General features: G+C 65.2%; 19 protein-coding genes. 12 read left to right on the top strand and 7 right to left on the bottom strand.

Going from position 1 to position 14,986, the window contains the following annotated elements; translation table 11 throughout:
• Positions 1-40 precede the first annotated feature (40 nt).
• From WIMU1_RS22250 to mrf, 4 genes are all read right to left on the bottom strand, one after another.
• On the bottom strand, positions 41-661 hold the full coding sequence (locus WIMU1_RS22250; protein ID WP_062800450.1) for a trimeric intracellular cation channel family protein: 621 nt from the start codon (positions 659-661) through the stop codon (positions 41-43).
• 126 nt (positions 662-787) lie between these two features.
• Positions 788-961: a 50S ribosomal protein L32 gene (gene rpmF, locus WIMU1_RS22245; RefSeq protein WP_023962752.1), complete on the bottom strand. Its 174-nt coding sequence runs from the start codon at positions 959-961 to the stop codon at positions 788-790.
• A gap of 24 nt (positions 962-985) precedes the next feature.
• Positions 986-1,252: a type B 50S ribosomal protein L31 gene (locus WIMU1_RS22240; RefSeq protein ID WP_062800448.1), complete on the bottom strand. Its 267-nt coding sequence runs from the start codon at positions 1,250-1,252 to the stop codon at positions 986-988.
• Positions 1,249-2,601 (bottom strand): ribosome hibernation factor-recruiting GTPase MRF, encoded by a 1,353-nt coding sequence (mrf, locus tag WIMU1_RS22235; protein WP_245969083.1) that lies wholly within the window; start codon positions 2,599-2,601, stop codon positions 1,249-1,251. Before mrf ends, WIMU1_RS22240 begins: the two co-directional genes overlap by 4 nt.
• A 104-nt stretch (positions 2,602-2,705) precedes the next feature.
• Between mrf and rpmB the strand changes: the two genes are divergently transcribed.
• The 8 genes from rpmB (at position 2,706) to WIMU1_RS22195 (ending at position 6,263) form a co-directional block, all read left to right on the top strand.
• Positions 2,706-2,942, top strand: coding sequence for a 50S ribosomal protein L28 (gene rpmB / locus WIMU1_RS22230; RefSeq protein ID WP_030170500.1), 237 nt, complete (start codon positions 2,706-2,708; stop codon positions 2,940-2,942).
• On the top strand, positions 2,943-3,107 hold the full coding sequence (rpmG, locus tag WIMU1_RS22225; RefSeq protein WP_023962746.1) for a 50S ribosomal protein L33: 165 nt from the start codon (positions 2,943-2,945) through the stop codon (positions 3,105-3,107).
• On the top strand, positions 3,107-3,412 hold the full coding sequence (rpsN, locus tag WIMU1_RS22220) for a 30S ribosomal protein S14 (protein WP_023962744.1): 306 nt from the start codon (positions 3,107-3,109) through the stop codon (positions 3,410-3,412). The genes rpmG and rpsN overlap by 1 nt, the downstream gene beginning before the upstream one ends.
• Before the next feature lie 29 nt (positions 3,413-3,441).
• Positions 3,442-3,687: a 30S ribosomal protein S18 gene (gene rpsR / locus WIMU1_RS22215; protein WP_062800447.1), complete on the top strand. Its 246-nt coding sequence runs from the start codon at positions 3,442-3,444 to the stop codon at positions 3,685-3,687.
• A gap of 56 nt (positions 3,688-3,743) precedes the next feature.
• Positions 3,744-4,208 carry a hypothetical protein gene (locus WIMU1_RS22210; RefSeq protein ID WP_062800445.1) on the top strand — a complete coding sequence of 155 codons (465 nt, stop codon included), beginning with the start codon at positions 3,744-3,746 and terminating at the stop codon, positions 4,206-4,208.
• Between the two features lie 13 nt (positions 4,209-4,221).
• Positions 4,222-4,509 (top strand): transcriptional regulator, encoded by a 288-nt coding sequence (locus WIMU1_RS22205; RefSeq protein WP_062800443.1) that lies wholly within the window; start codon positions 4,222-4,224, stop codon positions 4,507-4,509.
• Positions 4,510-4,585: 76 nt separating this feature from the next.
• Positions 4,586-5,536 carry an AEC family transporter gene (locus WIMU1_RS22200; protein ID WP_062800441.1) on the top strand — a complete coding sequence of 317 codons (951 nt, stop codon included), beginning with the start codon at positions 4,586-4,588 and terminating at the stop codon, positions 5,534-5,536.
• Positions 5,537-5,630: 94 nt separating this feature from the next.
• Complete coding sequence (locus WIMU1_RS22195) at positions 5,631-6,263, top strand: DUF1707 SHOCT-like domain-containing protein (protein WP_255283889.1); 633 nt, start codon at positions 5,631-5,633, stop codon at positions 6,261-6,263.
• Between the two features lie 86 nt (positions 6,264-6,349).
• Here WIMU1_RS22195 and WIMU1_RS22190 read toward each other — a convergent pair whose 3' ends face one another.
• Positions 6,350-8,353 carry a vWA domain-containing protein gene (locus WIMU1_RS22190; RefSeq protein WP_030170488.1) on the bottom strand — a complete coding sequence of 668 codons (2,004 nt, stop codon included), beginning with the start codon at positions 8,351-8,353 and terminating at the stop codon, positions 6,350-6,352.
• 76 nt (positions 8,354-8,429) lie between these two features.
• On the bottom strand, positions 8,430-9,845 hold the full coding sequence (locus WIMU1_RS22185; protein WP_232232846.1) for a sigma 54-interacting transcriptional regulator: 1,416 nt from the start codon (positions 9,843-9,845) through the stop codon (positions 8,430-8,432).
• Positions 9,846-9,966: 121 nt separating this feature from the next.
• Here WIMU1_RS22185 and WIMU1_RS22180 point away from each other — a divergent pair, with 121 nt between their 5' ends.
• Entirely contained in the window at positions 9,967-11,232 is a 1,266-nt protein-coding gene (locus tag WIMU1_RS22180) for a CaiB/BaiF CoA transferase family protein (protein ID WP_084248482.1), read from the top strand.
• Between the two features lie 30 nt (positions 11,233-11,262).
• Here WIMU1_RS22180 and WIMU1_RS22175 read toward each other — a convergent pair whose 3' ends face one another.
• The gene (locus WIMU1_RS22175) at positions 11,263-11,991 is read right to left on the bottom strand and encodes a sulfite exporter TauE/SafE family protein (RefSeq protein WP_245969085.1); all 729 of its coding nucleotides are present in this window, start codon (positions 11,989-11,991) and stop codon (positions 11,263-11,265) included.
• 204 nt (positions 11,992-12,195) lie between these two features.
• Between WIMU1_RS22175 and WIMU1_RS22170 the strand changes: the two genes are divergently transcribed.
• The 3 genes from WIMU1_RS22170 (at position 12,196) to WIMU1_RS22160 (ending at position 14,942) form a co-directional block, all read left to right on the top strand.
• Positions 12,196-13,200: a methionine ABC transporter ATP-binding protein gene (locus WIMU1_RS22170; RefSeq protein ID WP_062800436.1), complete on the top strand. Its 1,005-nt coding sequence runs from the start codon at positions 12,196-12,198 to the stop codon at positions 13,198-13,200.
• Entirely contained in the window at positions 13,197-13,913 is a 717-nt protein-coding gene (locus tag WIMU1_RS22165; protein WP_062800434.1) for a methionine ABC transporter permease, read from the top strand. Before WIMU1_RS22170 ends, WIMU1_RS22165 begins: the two co-directional genes overlap by 4 nt.
• A gap of 117 nt (positions 13,914-14,030) precedes the next feature.
• Complete coding sequence (locus WIMU1_RS22160; RefSeq protein WP_062800433.1) at positions 14,031-14,942, top strand: MetQ/NlpA family ABC transporter substrate-binding protein; 912 nt, start codon at positions 14,031-14,033, stop codon at positions 14,940-14,942.
• The last annotated feature ends 44 nt before the right edge of the window (positions 14,943-14,986 follow it).

The following is a 14,986-nucleotide window of genomic DNA, read 5'->3' as shown; positions in this document are numbered from 1 at the left end:
TCTGAAGCCGTCGCACGCGGACTTCGTACCCGTCGCGCACTCATCCCCCGACCCGGCGCGTCGGGGCCATCGGCAGTCGCCATCGGAATCGCAGGCTTCCCACACGCAACAGGAAGGCCAGGGTCGCCCCCGCCACCAGACCGGTCCAGATCGGCAGACCTGTGCCGTCGGCGATCACCACGGCCAGCGCTCCGCACATCGCGGGGACGGCGTAGAGGTCGGCGGGTCGGAGCAACAGGGGGACCTCACCGGCGAGCACGTCGCGGATCACGCCACCACCCACCGCGGTGGTGATCCCGATGAGCACCGCAGCCATCGAACTCGAGTCTCGTTCGAGTGCCAACAACGCACCCGACACCGCGAACACACCCATCCCGACCGCATCGAGCATCAGGACGGCCGGGAACAACGCCCGGAACGCAGGATGGAAGAAGAAGGTGATCAGACCGGCGACCACGGCGATGGTGAGGTTGGGCCAGTGTTGGACCGAGGTCGGCGGGGTGATGCCGAGGAGGAGGTCGCGCACGATCCCGCCACCGATACCCGTGGCCGCACCCATCGAGAGAATGCCCCACAGATCAAAGTCCTTGCGGACGCCGACCAGTGCGCCTGAGCAGGCGAACACCGCAACGCCGGCGTAGTTCAGGACGTCCTGCAGCATCGCGGACTCCCAGTTCTCGATCTGTGCGGCCCCGACGAGTCACCATGCTCTCCGGGGCACCTTCCGGACACAACAAAGGACTGACCGTCGATCGACGGCCAGTCCCTGTTGTCGGCTGTGTGGCTGTTAGCGCTTGTCGAGGTCGACGATGCCCAGCTTGACCGCCTTGACAAGGCGACGGGGCACGCGATGAGCGACGCCACCGACCTTCACCTCCTGCAAGGCGGGGTTGTCCGCTTTCCACTGCGAACGGCGGCTACGAGTATTCGACCGCGACATCCGGCGCTTCGGTACAGCCATGATTCAGCCCTTCATTTCTTCGTTTTAAGTTCCCTGGTTCGCGCGAGTCCGGCGACCGTATCGGCGTTCGAACTTCTGCACACGTCCTGCGGTGTCCATCACGCGCTGCGCACCTGTCCAGAACGGGTGCGAGTCGGACGTGACATCGACAACCACTAGAGGATACCGGTTACCGTCCTCCCATTCCAAAGTGACGTCGGACGTCAGTGTGGAACGGGTCAGGAACGCCTTGCCTGTCGCCGAGTCCTTGAAGATCACCGGATGGTAGTCGGGGTGGATGTTCGCCTTCATGATTTGTCCTTCCGTTCCGGGTTCGTCTGCTGTCCAGCCGAGCCCTCTGCCTGCTTGAACCATTCGATGGGTGGGTCTGTTCCCGCCAGCAGAGCGCGCTCGTCGAGCACGTCCTGGCATGGGTCGGCGTGGGCCACACCAAACGGATCGGTGAACCGATCCCAGCCCTGCTGACCCTCCGACAGCTCGTCGTCGGTCAGCAGTGCGCTGCTCAGCGCCCAGCGGATTCGCGCGGGTTCGGCGCGGTACGAGATCGCGACGATCGAGCTGCTGCGATCGCCGTAGAGGGGATGCCAGCGCAGTGATGCCATCGCGACGCGCTCTGGGTCGGCGGCAGCCGCCTCGTCGTCGGACATCGCCGCGAGCCAGGTGCCACCGGTCGCGATGCGTAGGCCGCCGCCCGCACTCTCGAGCCACAGCGCCTCATCGGGCTGGGTGGCCAGCCACAGCCGACCGCGGGAGGCGACAACACCGTCGAGCAGTATGTCGATCGCGTCGTGCAGGCGTTCCGGATGGAACGGCCGATCGGCATGGAACTCGACCACCGCGACTCCGCAGTCGGCATCGAGGGGCGGCTGCCCGCGCAGCAGCGGGTCGTGCGGCCCGGTGATCCGGCCTCGGCGCGCGCCGGGCGGGATGGCCGAGATCAGGTTGCGCATGATCGAGGCGGTCAGTGGACGCCTCGGCAGTTCCATGATGATGGGCGCTGTCGGGTTGAGCCGCTTGAGAACGGCGAACAGCTGCGCCCCGGCCCATCCGTTGTCAGCCTGTCCGTGGACCACCAGGGCGTCGGCGAAGTCGACGTGCCCGACCGCGAGCTGGGCGATGGTCCGCTCGTCGTCGGCGGTCTGAAACCGATCGTCCTCGTCGAGGGCCTCGTCGCCGGTTGCGTCGCGCAGCCACTCACCTTCGTTGACGCACCCGATGACCGCCTCGATCTCCACGTCGAGACCGGCCGGGCCGTCGACCTGACCGGGGACGCCGGCCACCACCGTGCTGGCAATTGCAAAAGCCATGGGTTCGGGTTCGATGGCCGGGTCGAGGGCCAGAACGATCCGGTCAACGTTGGAGCGGCGGTGCAGGGCCCGCAGCAAGGGCAGCACGTCTTCGCGGAGTGCACACGACAGACATCCGTGATCGAGTGCGGTTTGTGTTGTGCGCGAGGTCTTCTCACCGTTGAAGTCGATCGAGGTGACCGTTCGGACGATGGTTCCGGCGTCCACGAGGCCTAGATCGTGGTGCACCACAGTCGTCCCCGGCAGGCCGAGCGCCTCCGCACTGCGCACCGTCGCCTCGCGGTCGAAGCCGGTCACGATCACCAGCGGGGTCTTGTTGACCAGGCGGGTCACAGGCAGCTCCTATCGGGAATGGTTTTCATTTGGTCGAGGTTGAATGTACAGTCCAATTCGCACGTTGTCGACAATCATTCCCATTAGAGACAGGAGGCGCGCCCATGTCCATGCACTGCCAGGTCACCGGCCGCAAACCAGGTTTCGGCAAACAGGTGTCGCATTCGCATGTGCGCACCAATCGCCGCTGGAATCCGAACATCCAGCGTCGGCGCTACTTCCTGCCGAGCGAACACCGCACCGTCACGCTGACCGTGTCCGCCAAAGGCATCAAGACCATCGATCGAATCGGAATCGAGGCGGCAGTCGCCCAGATCCGCGCACGAGGAGAACGAATCTGAATGGCACGCAATGAGATACGGCCCATCATCAAGCTGAAGTCGACAGCCGGGACCGGATACACCTACGTCACGCGCAAGAATCGCCGTAACGACCCCGACCGCATGGTGATGCGCAAATACGACCCACGGGTCCGGCGTCACGTCGACTTCCGAGAGGAACGCTGATGGCAAAGAAATCGAAGATCGAGCGCAACGAACAGCGCAAGGTGATCGTCGCCCGCTACGCCGAACGCCGTGCGGCACTCAAGGACATCATCCGGCGGCCGTCGTCCACCGACCAGGAACGAGCGGACGCTCAGTTGGCCCTGCAGCGCCTGCCCCGCGACTCCAGCGCCACCCGGGTCCGCAATCGCGACGCCGTCGACGGTCGTCCCCGCGGCTACATCGGCAAAGTCGGCCTCTCGCGTATCCGGCTGCGCCAGATGGCGCACAACGGGGAACTGCCCGGTATCACCAAATCCAGCTGGTGACAATCACTCTCACGACAAGGACCTGATCGATGGCACGACGCCCCGCAAAAACCGACCTCTCGGCCAAACGCAAACGCAACATGTTGCTGGCCGCTGGTGTGACCACGGTCGATTACAAGGACACCGCACTGCTGCGCCAGTTCCTGTCCGACCGCGGCAAGATCCGCAGCAGGTCCATCACCGGACTCGACCCCCAGCAGCAACGTCAGGTGGCCACCGCCATCCGCAACGCGCGCGAGATGGCGCTGCTCCCCTACCCCGGTTCGTCCCGATAGTCCGACGGATCGCTTTCCACTTGCACAAGTGGAAAGCGATTCATAAACTTTCCATCATGGAAAGTGAAGAGGCACGCGAGCTGCTGCGGGTGGCCGAGCGAGCAGAGGCCGCCCCTTATCTCGACTATCCCCCGACGCCCTGCTGGTACTGCCCGGCGATCGGCGCCTGGGCGGCGGGAATGATCGGTGCCTTCGCCTGGTGGCGCGAGAGCATTCCGCTCTTCGTCGGGACACTGGCAATCCTGATCGTCCTCGAAATCGTATTCATCAACTGGATGCAACGCCGTCACGGGTCTCTGCCGCAGCCCGGCCGCGGACGACCGCCTGCGGAGATCGGCGTCGTCTGGCGCGGATACTTCATGGCGCTGCCTGCGGTTGCGGCGCTGGTCGCGGCGTCGTGGTGGCTGGGTGGTGTCGCGACGGCTGCTGCAGTGGCTTTTGTGCTGGTGACCGGTGGATTGGTGATCTACGAAAAACGATACGAGCTCGCCGCGGAGGCGACCCGAGCTCGGCTCTCATGATGGCCCAGCACTCATGATCGAAGGTCTCGATCCGGTCATCCACGCCCCGAAACGACTGGCGGCCATGGCGATTCTCGTCAACAGCTCGTCGACGTCGTTCCGATTCCTCAAAGAACATCTGGGCCTCACTGATTCTGATCTCTCGAAACAGATGTCGGCACTGGAGTCGGCCGGGTACGTCCGCGCGTCGAAAGAAAGCCTCGGACGAGGCAGCAGCACCACCTACCGGGTCAGCACCACGGGACGGCGGGCGTACGAGGCACACTCGAAAGCCCTCCGCACCCTGCTCGATCCCCGATAGTGTGCCTTTCTGGCGACGCCAAACCCTGGTGACCCCCACCAAAAGGGCACATCTTCGGGGTCCATAGACTGCCCGGATGTCCGGCGTCATCCAAGGGTTCACGGTGATCTTCATCGTGGTCGCCGTCGGATATGTCCTCGGCCGTACCGAGGCGCTCGGCCCGGGCGCGGTAATGGTGTTGTCGCGCTTGGTGTTCTTCGTCTGCACGCCGGCACTGCTGTTCTCGTCGCTCGCGAAGGCCGACCTCGCCGACGTGTTCTCCACCACCCTTGTGGTCGCCGGTGGCAGCGCATTTGTGGTGGGCGCCATCTACTTCGCCCTGGCGCGACTGCTGCTGCGTCGCGCGATTCCCGAAGCCGTGATCGGCGCGTTGTCTGCTTCCTACGTCAACAGCGCGAATCTCGGGATACCGATCGCCATCTTTGTGCTCGACGACGCATCGTTTGTGGCGCCGCTGCTGCTCTTTCAGATCATGGTGTACTCGCCGCTGGCCTTGACCACACTCGACCTGACCGCGTTGCGCGATTCAGACGAATCAGGCTCACGTCGCCGAATCTCACTGCGCGACACCGTGGTCACCCCGTTCACGAACCCCATCGTGCTCGGCGGTGCGGCCGGTCTCGTCGTGTCACTGATCGGTGTGACACTGCCCGAGGCGGTGATGGAACCGTTCGACATGCTCGGGGACGCCTCGGTCCCTGGCGCACTCCTGGTGTTCGGTCTCTCACTGACCGGGGTCTCCGTGTTGCAGAAGGGCGAGAGCCCACGCCGCGACGTCGCGCTGGCATCGGTGCTGAAGATGGTGGTGCAACCGGTGCTGGTGTACCTGGTCGCCCGCTACGCCTTCCACGCCACCGGGCACGAACTCTTCGCGCTGGTTGTGATCGCCGCATTGCCCACCGCACAAAACGTTCTGGTGTACGCCAACCGCTACCAACGGGGCGTCGTGCTTGCACGCGATTCCGCGCTGGTCACCACCCTCCTCTCGATCCCGGCGATCATGCTCATCGCGCTTCTGCTCGCCTGAACCGGTCCATGGTCACGGCACGGACCAGCCCTTCGCACGACGAACGATCCTGTGGCGGTTGGCCACAGCCACCGGTGGGACTAACCTCGTAGCGGTGAGTGATCTGGTACCGAATGATGATGAGCGCGAAGGCCGCAGTCGCCTCCGGGCCAGCGACGCCGACCGAAACTTCGTTCATGACATTTTGTCATCTGCAATGAGTTCCGGTCATCTCAGTCCCGTCGAATACGAAGAGCGGGCCGCCAAGGCGGTTGCCGCCAAGACATTCGGAGAGCTCGACGAGCTCACCGACGATCTGCCGGTCAACCAGCTGACCACCGCTGGGGTCGCGACCAGCCGGCGAGTCACCACCCCGTCGGCAGGTGTGGAGGTGATCACCAGCCGCATCGCCATCATGAGCGGTTCAGAACTCAAGGGTCCGGCCGCGGTCGGGGAACATCTCAACGCGTTCGCCCTGATGGGCGGTGTCGAGATCGACCTGCGCGACGCGGAGTTCACGGCCGACCACCTGACCATCCGCGCCAACACCATCATGGGCGGGATCGAGATCGTGGTTCCGCACGACGCGACCGTCCGGATCACCGGGATGGGCATCATGGGCGGGTTCGGAGGCAGTCGCAACGCCGAGGGCAAAGGCATTCCGGGCGGCCCGATCATCACCGTCAGCGGCCTGGCCATCATGGGTGGGGTGGAAGTGGTGCGACGCCGTCCACACGACGCGACCTGACTTCGACCTGCATGATCCAAAAATGAGACGCCCCGGCTACAGCCGGGGCGTCCTCATCTCATCGGTATCTCATCGGTGCGACAGAATCAGCGACGCCCGCGACGCCGTTTGGTGCCCAGGTAGTCGCCGACCACGGCGGCGCCGAGACCATCGAGATCCGGGGCCACCACCCGACCCGATGCCCGTCGTGCCATCTGGTCCACAAAATGCACCAGTCCGGGGTCGTCACCGAGCCGGAAGAAGCTCACCTGGGCACCCATCCTCGCGACGTTGTCCAACTCTCGCACCGTCGCCGACAACGTCGCCGGGTGCGGCGGGTAGTAGAAGAACGGTTCGCCACCGGGCAGCAGATGTGCTGTCGGCTCGCCATCGGTGACGATCAGCACCACCGGCTGCGCGTTGGGGTGGCGACGAAAGTGCCGCTGTGCCAGGAGCAACGCATGGTGCAGGTTGGTCCCCTGCTGCCGCATCCCGTCGAGCCCGATCAATTCGGACATCTCCAGCGTCTTGGCGTAGTGACCGAAGGAGATCAGCTGCAGTTCATCACTGCGGAAGCGTGTCGAGATCAAATGGTTGAGCGCCATCGCTGTGCGCTTCATCGGGGTCCACCTGTTCTCCAGCCACATCGAGAACGATGTATCGACCAACAGGGCGACTGCGGCCTGACTGCGGGCCTCGGTCTCACCGACCTCCACGTCGCGGACGTCGATGCGGACGCCGTCCCGGAGCATCGCGTTGCCTGCGTGCAGCTTGTCGCGATCCTCGGACATGGTGCGCAACACCGCGTTCGACACCGTGCGGGTGACATCCCAGGGTTCGGTGTCACCGAACTCCCATTCCCGGCTGGAACCGGTGGGTTCGCCTGCCAATCCCGAACGCCGGGTCTGGCGGTCGCCACCTCGACCCGACAGCTGTTCGGCGACATCCCGGAAGATCGACTGACCCAGCTGACGCATGGCCTTGGGAGACAGCCGGAGTTGACCGTCGTTGCCGCGTTCGAGCAGACCCTGTTCTTTGAGTGCCTTCTCGAGTTCGGCAAGTGTCCGGGCGTCGACAGCGGCATCGTCGCCGAGCTGACGGGCCAGTGCGTCGAGGTCCACATCGTCGAGGTGAGCGCCCGAATACTGCTGCGCCAGTTGCTCCGACAATGACTCGAGCTCGGCGAGGTCCTGAAGCGCACCGGCACCCTCGCCCATCCCCATGCCCTGCTGACCCTCGAAGCTCTGACCTTCGTCCCAGCCCATGCCGGGCCGGGCGGCTCGCAGTTGCGAATCCATCTGCGAGAGTTGGTCCATCAGGTCGGGTGAACCGAATGCCTGCTGCGCCAGCTGATCGAGTTCGGCGCGCTGTTCCTCCGACAGCGAGTTGTAGAACTGCTGGGCCGCAGCACTTCGAGCGGCCAGCGAGTCGATCAACTCGTCTGTGTTGCGGGGGTTCTCGGGAAAGAACTCGCCGTGCTTGTCCATGAACTCACCGAACTGCTCGGTGGTGTCCTCGCCGTTGTTGTGCGCAGCGAGGAGCTTGTTCAGGTCCTTGAGCATGTCAGCGATACGTTGCCGGTCCTCTTCGGTGGCGCCCTCGAGCGCCTCCTTCATGCCCGAGAATCGCTGATCGAGGAGTTCACGACCGAGCAGGTCTTTGATCTTCTCGTAATTCTCTTTGGCCGCCGGACTGCGCCAGTCGTAATTGGCCAGGTCCTGCACCGCCTGTGCGGTGGACGGAGGCAGGTTCTCGATCTGCATCTCGGCGAACCGGGCGTCGTCGTCGAGGTCGCGGGCGAGCTGCTTGCGCTCCTCGAGAACTGCGGAGTCGAGCAGCTCACGGATTTCTTCGAAGGTGCCGTTGAGGTTGCGCGATTTGAGCAGTTCTTCGCGACGCTTGTTCACCATCTCGCGGAGTTCGTCGAGGCCGCGCATGTTGTCGCTGCCGCGCCGCAGGAACTCGCGCATCGCCGACTGCGGTGACCCACCGGCCATCACGTCGTCGCCGATGGCGTCGAGTGCCTCACGCAGGTCCACCGGCGGCGCCAGGGGGTCCGGCCCTCCGGAGTAGCGGAGATACCGAGCGCGATGGAAATTATTGCGGGCCATGCTTTTTCCCGTCCAATATGTCTGAATAACCGACCGACACCGGTTCCGCGGACCGGCCGCGGAACCCGATGTCGACCTAGCCGTACACGGTCCGGCCTGCCTCGTCGGCTTCTTTGCCGATCCGGCGGGCCAAGAACAATCCCTCCAGGGCGAGCTCCAGCGCGCTGGCCCGTTCACCGTCGTCCGTCGCCTCGAGACGCTCGGCGATCTTTGTCACGACGGGGTCGGTGCCCTCGGGCATCGAGGTCAGCAACTCCCTCGCCGACACCCGGTCACCGGTGATGATCGGGTCACTGGCTTCCAGCGCGGTGACGAGCGTGGCCAGGTCGACACCACCGAGATGCGCACGCACGGTGTCGGCCGTCGACTTGCGCAGCAGGTGTTCGAGGATCTCGATCTCGCGGCCCTCTTCACCCGACTCGAACTCGACCTTGCCGCGGAGCACCTCGATCACCGAGGACAGGTCCACGACGCGCGCGACCGCGAGGTCCTCGCCCAGGATGGTGGCGCGGTGCAAAGCGGCGGCGGCGACCGTTTCAGCACCCGCGATGGCGAACCGCGCGGAGACTCCGGAGCGCTGATCGATGGACGGGTGGTCGCGCACGTACCGCGTGAAGCGGGCGATGATCTCGACGATGAAGGTGGGTACCGACGCGGTGAGATCGGCTTCCTGCTCGATCACCGCGATCTCGTCGACCAACTCGATCGGGTAGTGGGTGCGGATCTCGGCGCCGAAACGGTCTTTGAGAGGCGTGATGATGCGGCCGCGGTTGGTGTAGTCCTCGGGGTTGGCACTGGCCATCAGCACCACATCGAGCGGCAGCCGGAGGCTGTACCCGCGGACCTGGATGTCACGTTCTTCCATCACGTTGAGCATGGCGACCTGGATGCGCTCGGCGAGGTCGGGCAGCTCGTTGATCGCCACGATGCCGCGGTGTGCGCGCGGGATCAACCCGAAGTGGATGGTCTCGGGATCACCGAGACTGCGGCCCTCGGCGACCTTCATCGGATCGACGTCACCGACGAGGTCGCCCACCGAGGTGTCAGGGGTGGCGAGCTTCTCGCTGTAGCGCTCGCTGCGGTGGAGCCACCCGATGGGCAGGTCTTCCTGCAGGTTCGCGGCCTTACGAATGGAACCGGGAGTGATGGGCTCGTACGGATGCTCGGCGAGCTCAGAGCCTTCGATGACCGGGGTCCACTCGTCGAGCAGGCCTACGATCGTACGCAGCAGACGGGTCTTGCCCTGGCCGCGTTCACCGAGCATCACCACGTCGTGGCCGGCGATCAGCGCACGCTCGAGCTGGGGCAGGACGGTGGTCTCGAACCCGAGGATCCCGGGCCAGGGATCGGTGCCCGACCGGAGTGCGGACAGCAGGTTGTTGCGTATCTCGTCTTTGACGCTGCGCTGTACGTGGCCGGAGGCACGCAACTCCCCCAGGGTCCGTGGAGAGGGGTGGGCAGAGCGGGTGTTCGTGGTGTGGGGTGTGCTCACCATGTCCACGCTACGAGCCTCGTCGCCGGAGTGCACTTGTTTACGCCCGCAGAGGAACACGGGACGGCCTCCGGCACACCCCATTGGGTGTGGGTTCGCGACCATTGGCGACACTTGACCGATGACGCCACCCACACCGTCGGAACCGGCCGAAGAGTCGAGCACATCCCCCAGCGGTGGTACCCCGCCCGCCGGCGCTCTCGACGGTATCCGGGTGCTCGAACTCGGTTCCCTCATCGCGGGGCCGTTCGGCGCCCGCCTGATGGGTGACCTCGGCGCCGACGTCATCAAGATCGAGGCGCCCGGCTTGCCCGACCCGCTGCGCGGGTGGGGCCAGGCCGAACGCGATGGTCACCGATTCCTGTGGACGGTGTACGCGCGCAACAAACGTGCGATCACCCTCGACCTCCGCAGCGAACGCGGACGCGAACTGTTCCTCGAACTGGTCGACCAGTCCGACATCATCGTGGAGAACTTTCGCCCGGGCACCCTGGAGAAGCTCGACCTCGGCTACGACGTCCTCCGCGAGCGCAACCGGGGCATCATCCTGGTGCGGGTGTCGGGCTACGGGCAGACCGGACCGGACGCAGGACGGGCTGGGTACGCGTCCGTGGCCGAAGCGGTGAGCGGCCTCCGCCATCTCAACGGATATCCCGATCAGCCTCCGCCACGGATCGCGCTGTCACTGGGCGACACCCTGGCAGGGATGTTCGCCGTGCACGGCGCTCTCGCGGCGCTGTACCGCCGCACCGTCACCGGGGAGGGCCAGATCGTCGACACGGCTCTGAACGAGGCATGCCTGGCGATCCAGGAATCGACGATCCCCGACTACGACCAGGGTGGCGTGGTCCGTGGGCCCTCGGGCACCCGGCTGGCCGGCATCGCGCCGTCGAACATCTACCCCACCGGAGACGGCTCGCTTGTTGTCATCGGCGCGAATCAGGACACCGTGTTCGCCCGGCTGTGCACGGCGATGGGCCGGCCCGAACTCAGCACCGACCCCCGTTTCGCCACCCACGGTGCGCGCGGCGAGAACCAGGACGAGCTCGACGAGCTGATCGCCCAGTGGACTGCCGAGCAGCCGCGCGACGCGCTGATCGAACTCCTCACCGCCGCGGGAGTGGTTGTGGGGCCGATCAATACGGTTGCCGAGGTGATCCGTGATCCACAACTCATCGCCAGGGGCATGATCGCCGAGCACTTCGATGAGCGCATCAACGACACCGTGCTGGGTCCCGGTATCGTGCCGCACCTGACGGGCACCCCCGGCAGCATCCGTAATGCCGGTGCTCCCGTTCCCGGCTACCACAACAGCGAAGTCCTCGGCGCCCTACTGGGTTTGAGCCCGGACGCAGTGGCAGCCTTGCATGACGAAGGCGTTGTCTGAGTCGCCACTCACCCGCCGAATTCGCGCTCGTCAACGCAGTCCGAGCCAGGCGGCCAGAGCGAAACCCGCCAGTGCGATGGCAACCCGGAGCACCGCGACGGGCAGCCGGTTCACGACGGGTGGGCCGATCCAACCGCCGGCGAGACAACCGAGCCCCATCGCCGCTGCCGACGACCAGTCGACGTCGCCGAAGATGGCAAAGCCCAATGCGGCAACAGCATTCGATGCACACAACAACACCGACTTGATCAACGTCGCCTGGCCGAGTGGCTGCGCGGTGAGGATGAGGGCGAGTGCGGTGAAGATGATGCCCGCGCCGGCCCCGAAGTAGCCGCCGTAGACGCCGATCACCACGATGCCCGCCACAAAAACCCGGGGCGCGTCGCGATGGCCGGCGATCCGCCGGATCAGCGGCTGGCCGAGTACTGCCAAGGCCGCGGTGGCCACGAGGTACGGGACGATCGCCTCGAAGGCCCCCGCCGGGGTCAACAGGAGCAGAACCGATCCCAGCACTCCCCCGACCGCGGCGGCAACACACCAGAGGCCAAGACGCCTGTCGAAGGTCAACGAGTTCCGCGCCTGAGCAGTGCTGCCGACCCCGACGGGGATCAACGCGACCGTGTTGGTCATGTTCGCGGTCAGCGGGGGCAGTCCGGCAATCAGCAATGCGGGATAGCTGACGAGTGAGGCGATCCCCGTCACGTAACCCACCACACCGGACAGGAAACCGGCGGCGATCAGGAATGCCAGTTCTGCCACAGCGGCAATCTACTCCGCCTTGCCCTCGCGGGTACCGGCCAGCACCCCGGCACATCGGACTGTCCGCAGTCCACTTGGAGTCACGATGATCGCAAAGCTGTGCCAAACACGCACCCTTGCGCACCATTTCCGTCATACCCGACGTCCCCGGCGCATCCAGTGTGCCGGGGACGCCCGTCCCTGTCTCCTGGAAAGAACCACCTCGTGATCGAAGTAGAAAAGCTCGGGAAGATCTACGGCACCGGGCCGACGGCCGCGACCGTGCTGGACGACGTCAGTTTCACCGTCGACCCCGGCGAGATCTTTGCCATCGTCGGACCGAGCGGCGCCGGCAAGAGCACCCTCGCGCACTGCCTCAACCTGCTCGAACGGCCCACGTCGGGCAAGGTCGTCGTGAACAACCAGAACCTGACCGAGTTGAGCACCCGGGCCCTGCGCGATGCCCGCAGGCGCATAGGCACCGTCTTCCAGTCGTCCAGCCTGCTCTCGCGGCGGACGGCAGCCGAAAACGTGGCGCTGCCATTGGAATTCCTCGGCGTCACCAAGGGACAGACACGCGACCGCGTGGCCGAGCTCCTCGACAGGGTCGGCCTCACCGACCGCGCGGACCTGTATCCCCACCAGTTGTCCGGAGGGCAGCGACAGCGTGTGGGCATCGCCCGTGCCCTGGCCCTGCGCCCCTCGGTGCTGCTGTCCGACGAGGCGACGTCGGGCCTGGATCCGCAGACAACCGACTCCTTCCTCGAACTGCTGCGCGAGGTGCGCGAAGAACTCAACCTGGCGGTGGTGTTCATCACCCACGAGATGGACACCATCGTGAAGGTCGCCGACAGCGTCGGCCGCCTGGATGCGGGCCGGATCGTCGAAAAAGGTTCGCTGGTGGACCTTCTCACCGACTCCACCTCCGTCCTCGGGCGATCGCTGCGTCCACGGGGGACCTCTGCCGATCCCGAGCCGGGCCAACGCTCGTTCGAACTCACCTACAACTCGGCATCGGTGCCTGCCGACTGGATCAGCCGCATCGGATCCGAGCTGTCCGTGCCGATCTCGATCCTCGGGGCCGCCGTACAGGTGGTCGACGGCGTGTCCGTCGGCGAGATCACGGTCTCGGTACCGGACGAGCTCTCCGGAGCATTTCTGGAAAGCGCAGCCCGCCATGGGCTCTCGACGAGCCTGCCCGCCAAGCCCGTGGTCGAGGTCGCGGCATGAGCGACATCACGCACCTCGCGGCGATCACCGTACCCACCGACGAGATCCCGGATCTGCTGATCCCGGCGTTCGTCGACACCCTCACGATGGTGTCGATCGTGATGGTGATCGTGCTGCTCGTCGGCGTGCCACTGGGCGCGACGATCCACAACCTGGCGCCTGGCGGCCTGTTCGAGAACAAGGTCTTCCACTCACCGCTGTCGTGGGTGATCAGCATCGGCCGCTCGTTGCCGTTTCTCGTCCTGATGACGTCGATCATCCCGCTCACCCGCCTGATCACCGGCACCAACATCGGCATACCCGCAGCCGTAGTCCCGATGTCATTGGCGGGCATCGCCTTCTTCACCCGAATCGTGGAGAACTCGCTGCGGTCGGTGCCGCCGGCGGTGATCGATGTGGCCCGCGCGTCGGGCGCGTCCAACGGTCAGGTGATCTGGAAGACGCAGATACCCGAAGCACTTCCGAACATCGTCGGTGGTCTCACCATCAACACCATCGCGATGATCGAATACTCGGCCATCGCGGGAACGATCGGCGCAGGCGGTCTTGGCTACATCGCCGTCACCTATGGCTATCAGCGATTCGATCACGGCGTGATGATCGCGACCATCGTGACGCTGGTGATCACCGTGGCACTCATCCAGATCGTCGGCGATGCGCTGGTCCGTCACCTCACGCCGGGACAGACCATCCGCGCCCGGTCGCACGCCTGACGCCGTACCCGCTCGACCACCGCGACCACCTGACGCGGGAAACAACACCCACTGCGCGCACGGCCGTGCCGTTTTCATCTGCACACCCACTGATTTCGCACCGATGAGGAGATAACCATGACGTCCACAACTGAGCGCCCCACCGGAAGCGGTGATCCCGGCGGCTTCGACATCAAGTCCCGCAGGCGACTTCCGCTGTACATCGCGATCGGCGTTGTCGTCGCTGTGGTACTCGCGTTCGTCGGGTGGCGGTTCTGGGGTGGTTCGGATTCGAAGTCACCCAACGAAACCGCCGGTGCGACACTCGAGATCGCCACGGCCGAAGGCAATGCCGCCGAAGAGGCGCTCGTCGACTTAATCGCCGAGGAGGTCGCCCCGAAGTACGACCTGAAGATCAAGTTCAAAGGGCTGGCCGACAGCACCACCATCAACCGAGCGGTGAGTGACGGCGAGGTCGCCGGAACCATCTACCAGCACAAGCTGTGGCTCGGTCAGGTACTGGAAGCCAACCCCGACTTCAAGGAAGAAGCCGCAACCCCGGTCTTCCGTTGGGGATTCGGCATCTGGTCGGACAAGTACACCGACCCCGCGCAGCTGCCCGACGGCGCCACCGTGTCGTTGTACTCCGATCCTGCCAACGAGGCGCAGGGCCTGTGGCTGCTCGAGCGTGCCGGTCTGATCGAGCTGAACCCGGCGGCAGACAAGTGGAAGGCCACCCAGAAGGACATCGTCTCCAACCCGAAGAACCTGCAGTTCACACTGCTCGACTTCGCGGCGCAGTCGCGCGCACTGCCCGACATCGATGCCGCCGTCGGCTACACCGAGTACTACCTCGCCGCCGACATCGACATCAAGAAGCAGATCTTCGCGCCGCCGGCACCCGACGAGTTCGCCGGCCAGCTGACCATCGGCACCAAGTGGAAGGACACCGAGAACATCAAGAAGCTGGTGCAGGTGTTCAAAGACCCTGCGGTACAGGAGTACCTGGCCACCGACCCTCAGGTGAAGAACATCCTGCTGCCCATCTGATCACGTCGATGCGGTGTCCTCGTGGCGGTCCCGATCTGGGAGCA

Origin of the sequence: Williamsia muralis NBRC 105860, assembly GCF_001598915.1 — a bacterium.
Taxonomy (GTDB): Bacteria; Actinomycetota; Actinomycetes; order Mycobacteriales; family Mycobacteriaceae; genus Williamsia; species Williamsia muralis.
This window is presented reverse-complemented; position numbering and strand designations above follow the sequence as displayed.

Bases quoted from the DNA above. Each gene is read 5' to 3' on its own strand.
- WIMU1_RS22250 (WP_062800450.1), bottom strand. From the start codon at position 661: ATGCTGCAGGACGTCCTGAACTACGCCGGCGTTGCGGTGTTCGCCTGC.
- rpmF (WP_023962752.1), bottom strand. From the start codon at position 961: ATGGCTGTACCGAAGCGCCGGATGTCGCGGTCGAATACTCGTAGCCGC.
- WIMU1_RS22240 (WP_062800448.1), bottom strand. From the start codon at position 1,252: ATGAAGGCGAACATCCACCCCGACTACCATCCGGTGATCTTCAAGGAC.
- rpmB (WP_030170500.1), top strand. From the start codon at position 2,706: ATGTCCATGCACTGCCAGGTCACCGGCCGCAAACCAGGTTTCGGCAAA.
- rpmG (WP_023962746.1), top strand. From the start codon at position 2,943: ATGGCACGCAATGAGATACGGCCCATCATCAAGCTGAAGTCGACAGCC.
- rpsN (WP_023962744.1), top strand. From the start codon at position 3,107: ATGGCAAAGAAATCGAAGATCGAGCGCAACGAACAGCGCAAGGTGATC.
- rpsR (WP_062800447.1), top strand. From the start codon at position 3,442: ATGGCACGACGCCCCGCAAAAACCGACCTCTCGGCCAAACGCAAACGC.
- WIMU1_RS22210 (WP_062800445.1), top strand. From the start codon at position 3,744: ATGGAAAGTGAAGAGGCACGCGAGCTGCTGCGGGTGGCCGAGCGAGCA.
- WIMU1_RS22205 (WP_062800443.1), top strand. From the start codon at position 4,222: ATGATCGAAGGTCTCGATCCGGTCATCCACGCCCCGAAACGACTGGCG.
- WIMU1_RS22200 (WP_062800441.1), top strand. From the start codon at position 4,586: ATGTCCGGCGTCATCCAAGGGTTCACGGTGATCTTCATCGTGGTCGCC.
- WIMU1_RS22190 (WP_030170488.1), bottom strand. From the start codon at position 8,353: ATGGCCCGCAATAATTTCCATCGCGCTCGGTATCTCCGCTACTCCGGA.
- WIMU1_RS22180 (WP_084248482.1), top strand. From the start codon at position 9,967: ATGACGCCACCCACACCGTCGGAACCGGCCGAAGAGTCGAGCACATCC.
- WIMU1_RS22165 (WP_062800434.1), top strand. From the start codon at position 13,197: ATGAGCGACATCACGCACCTCGCGGCGATCACCGTACCCACCGACGAG.
- WIMU1_RS22160 (WP_062800433.1), top strand. From the start codon at position 14,031: ATGACGTCCACAACTGAGCGCCCCACCGGAAGCGGTGATCCCGGCGGC.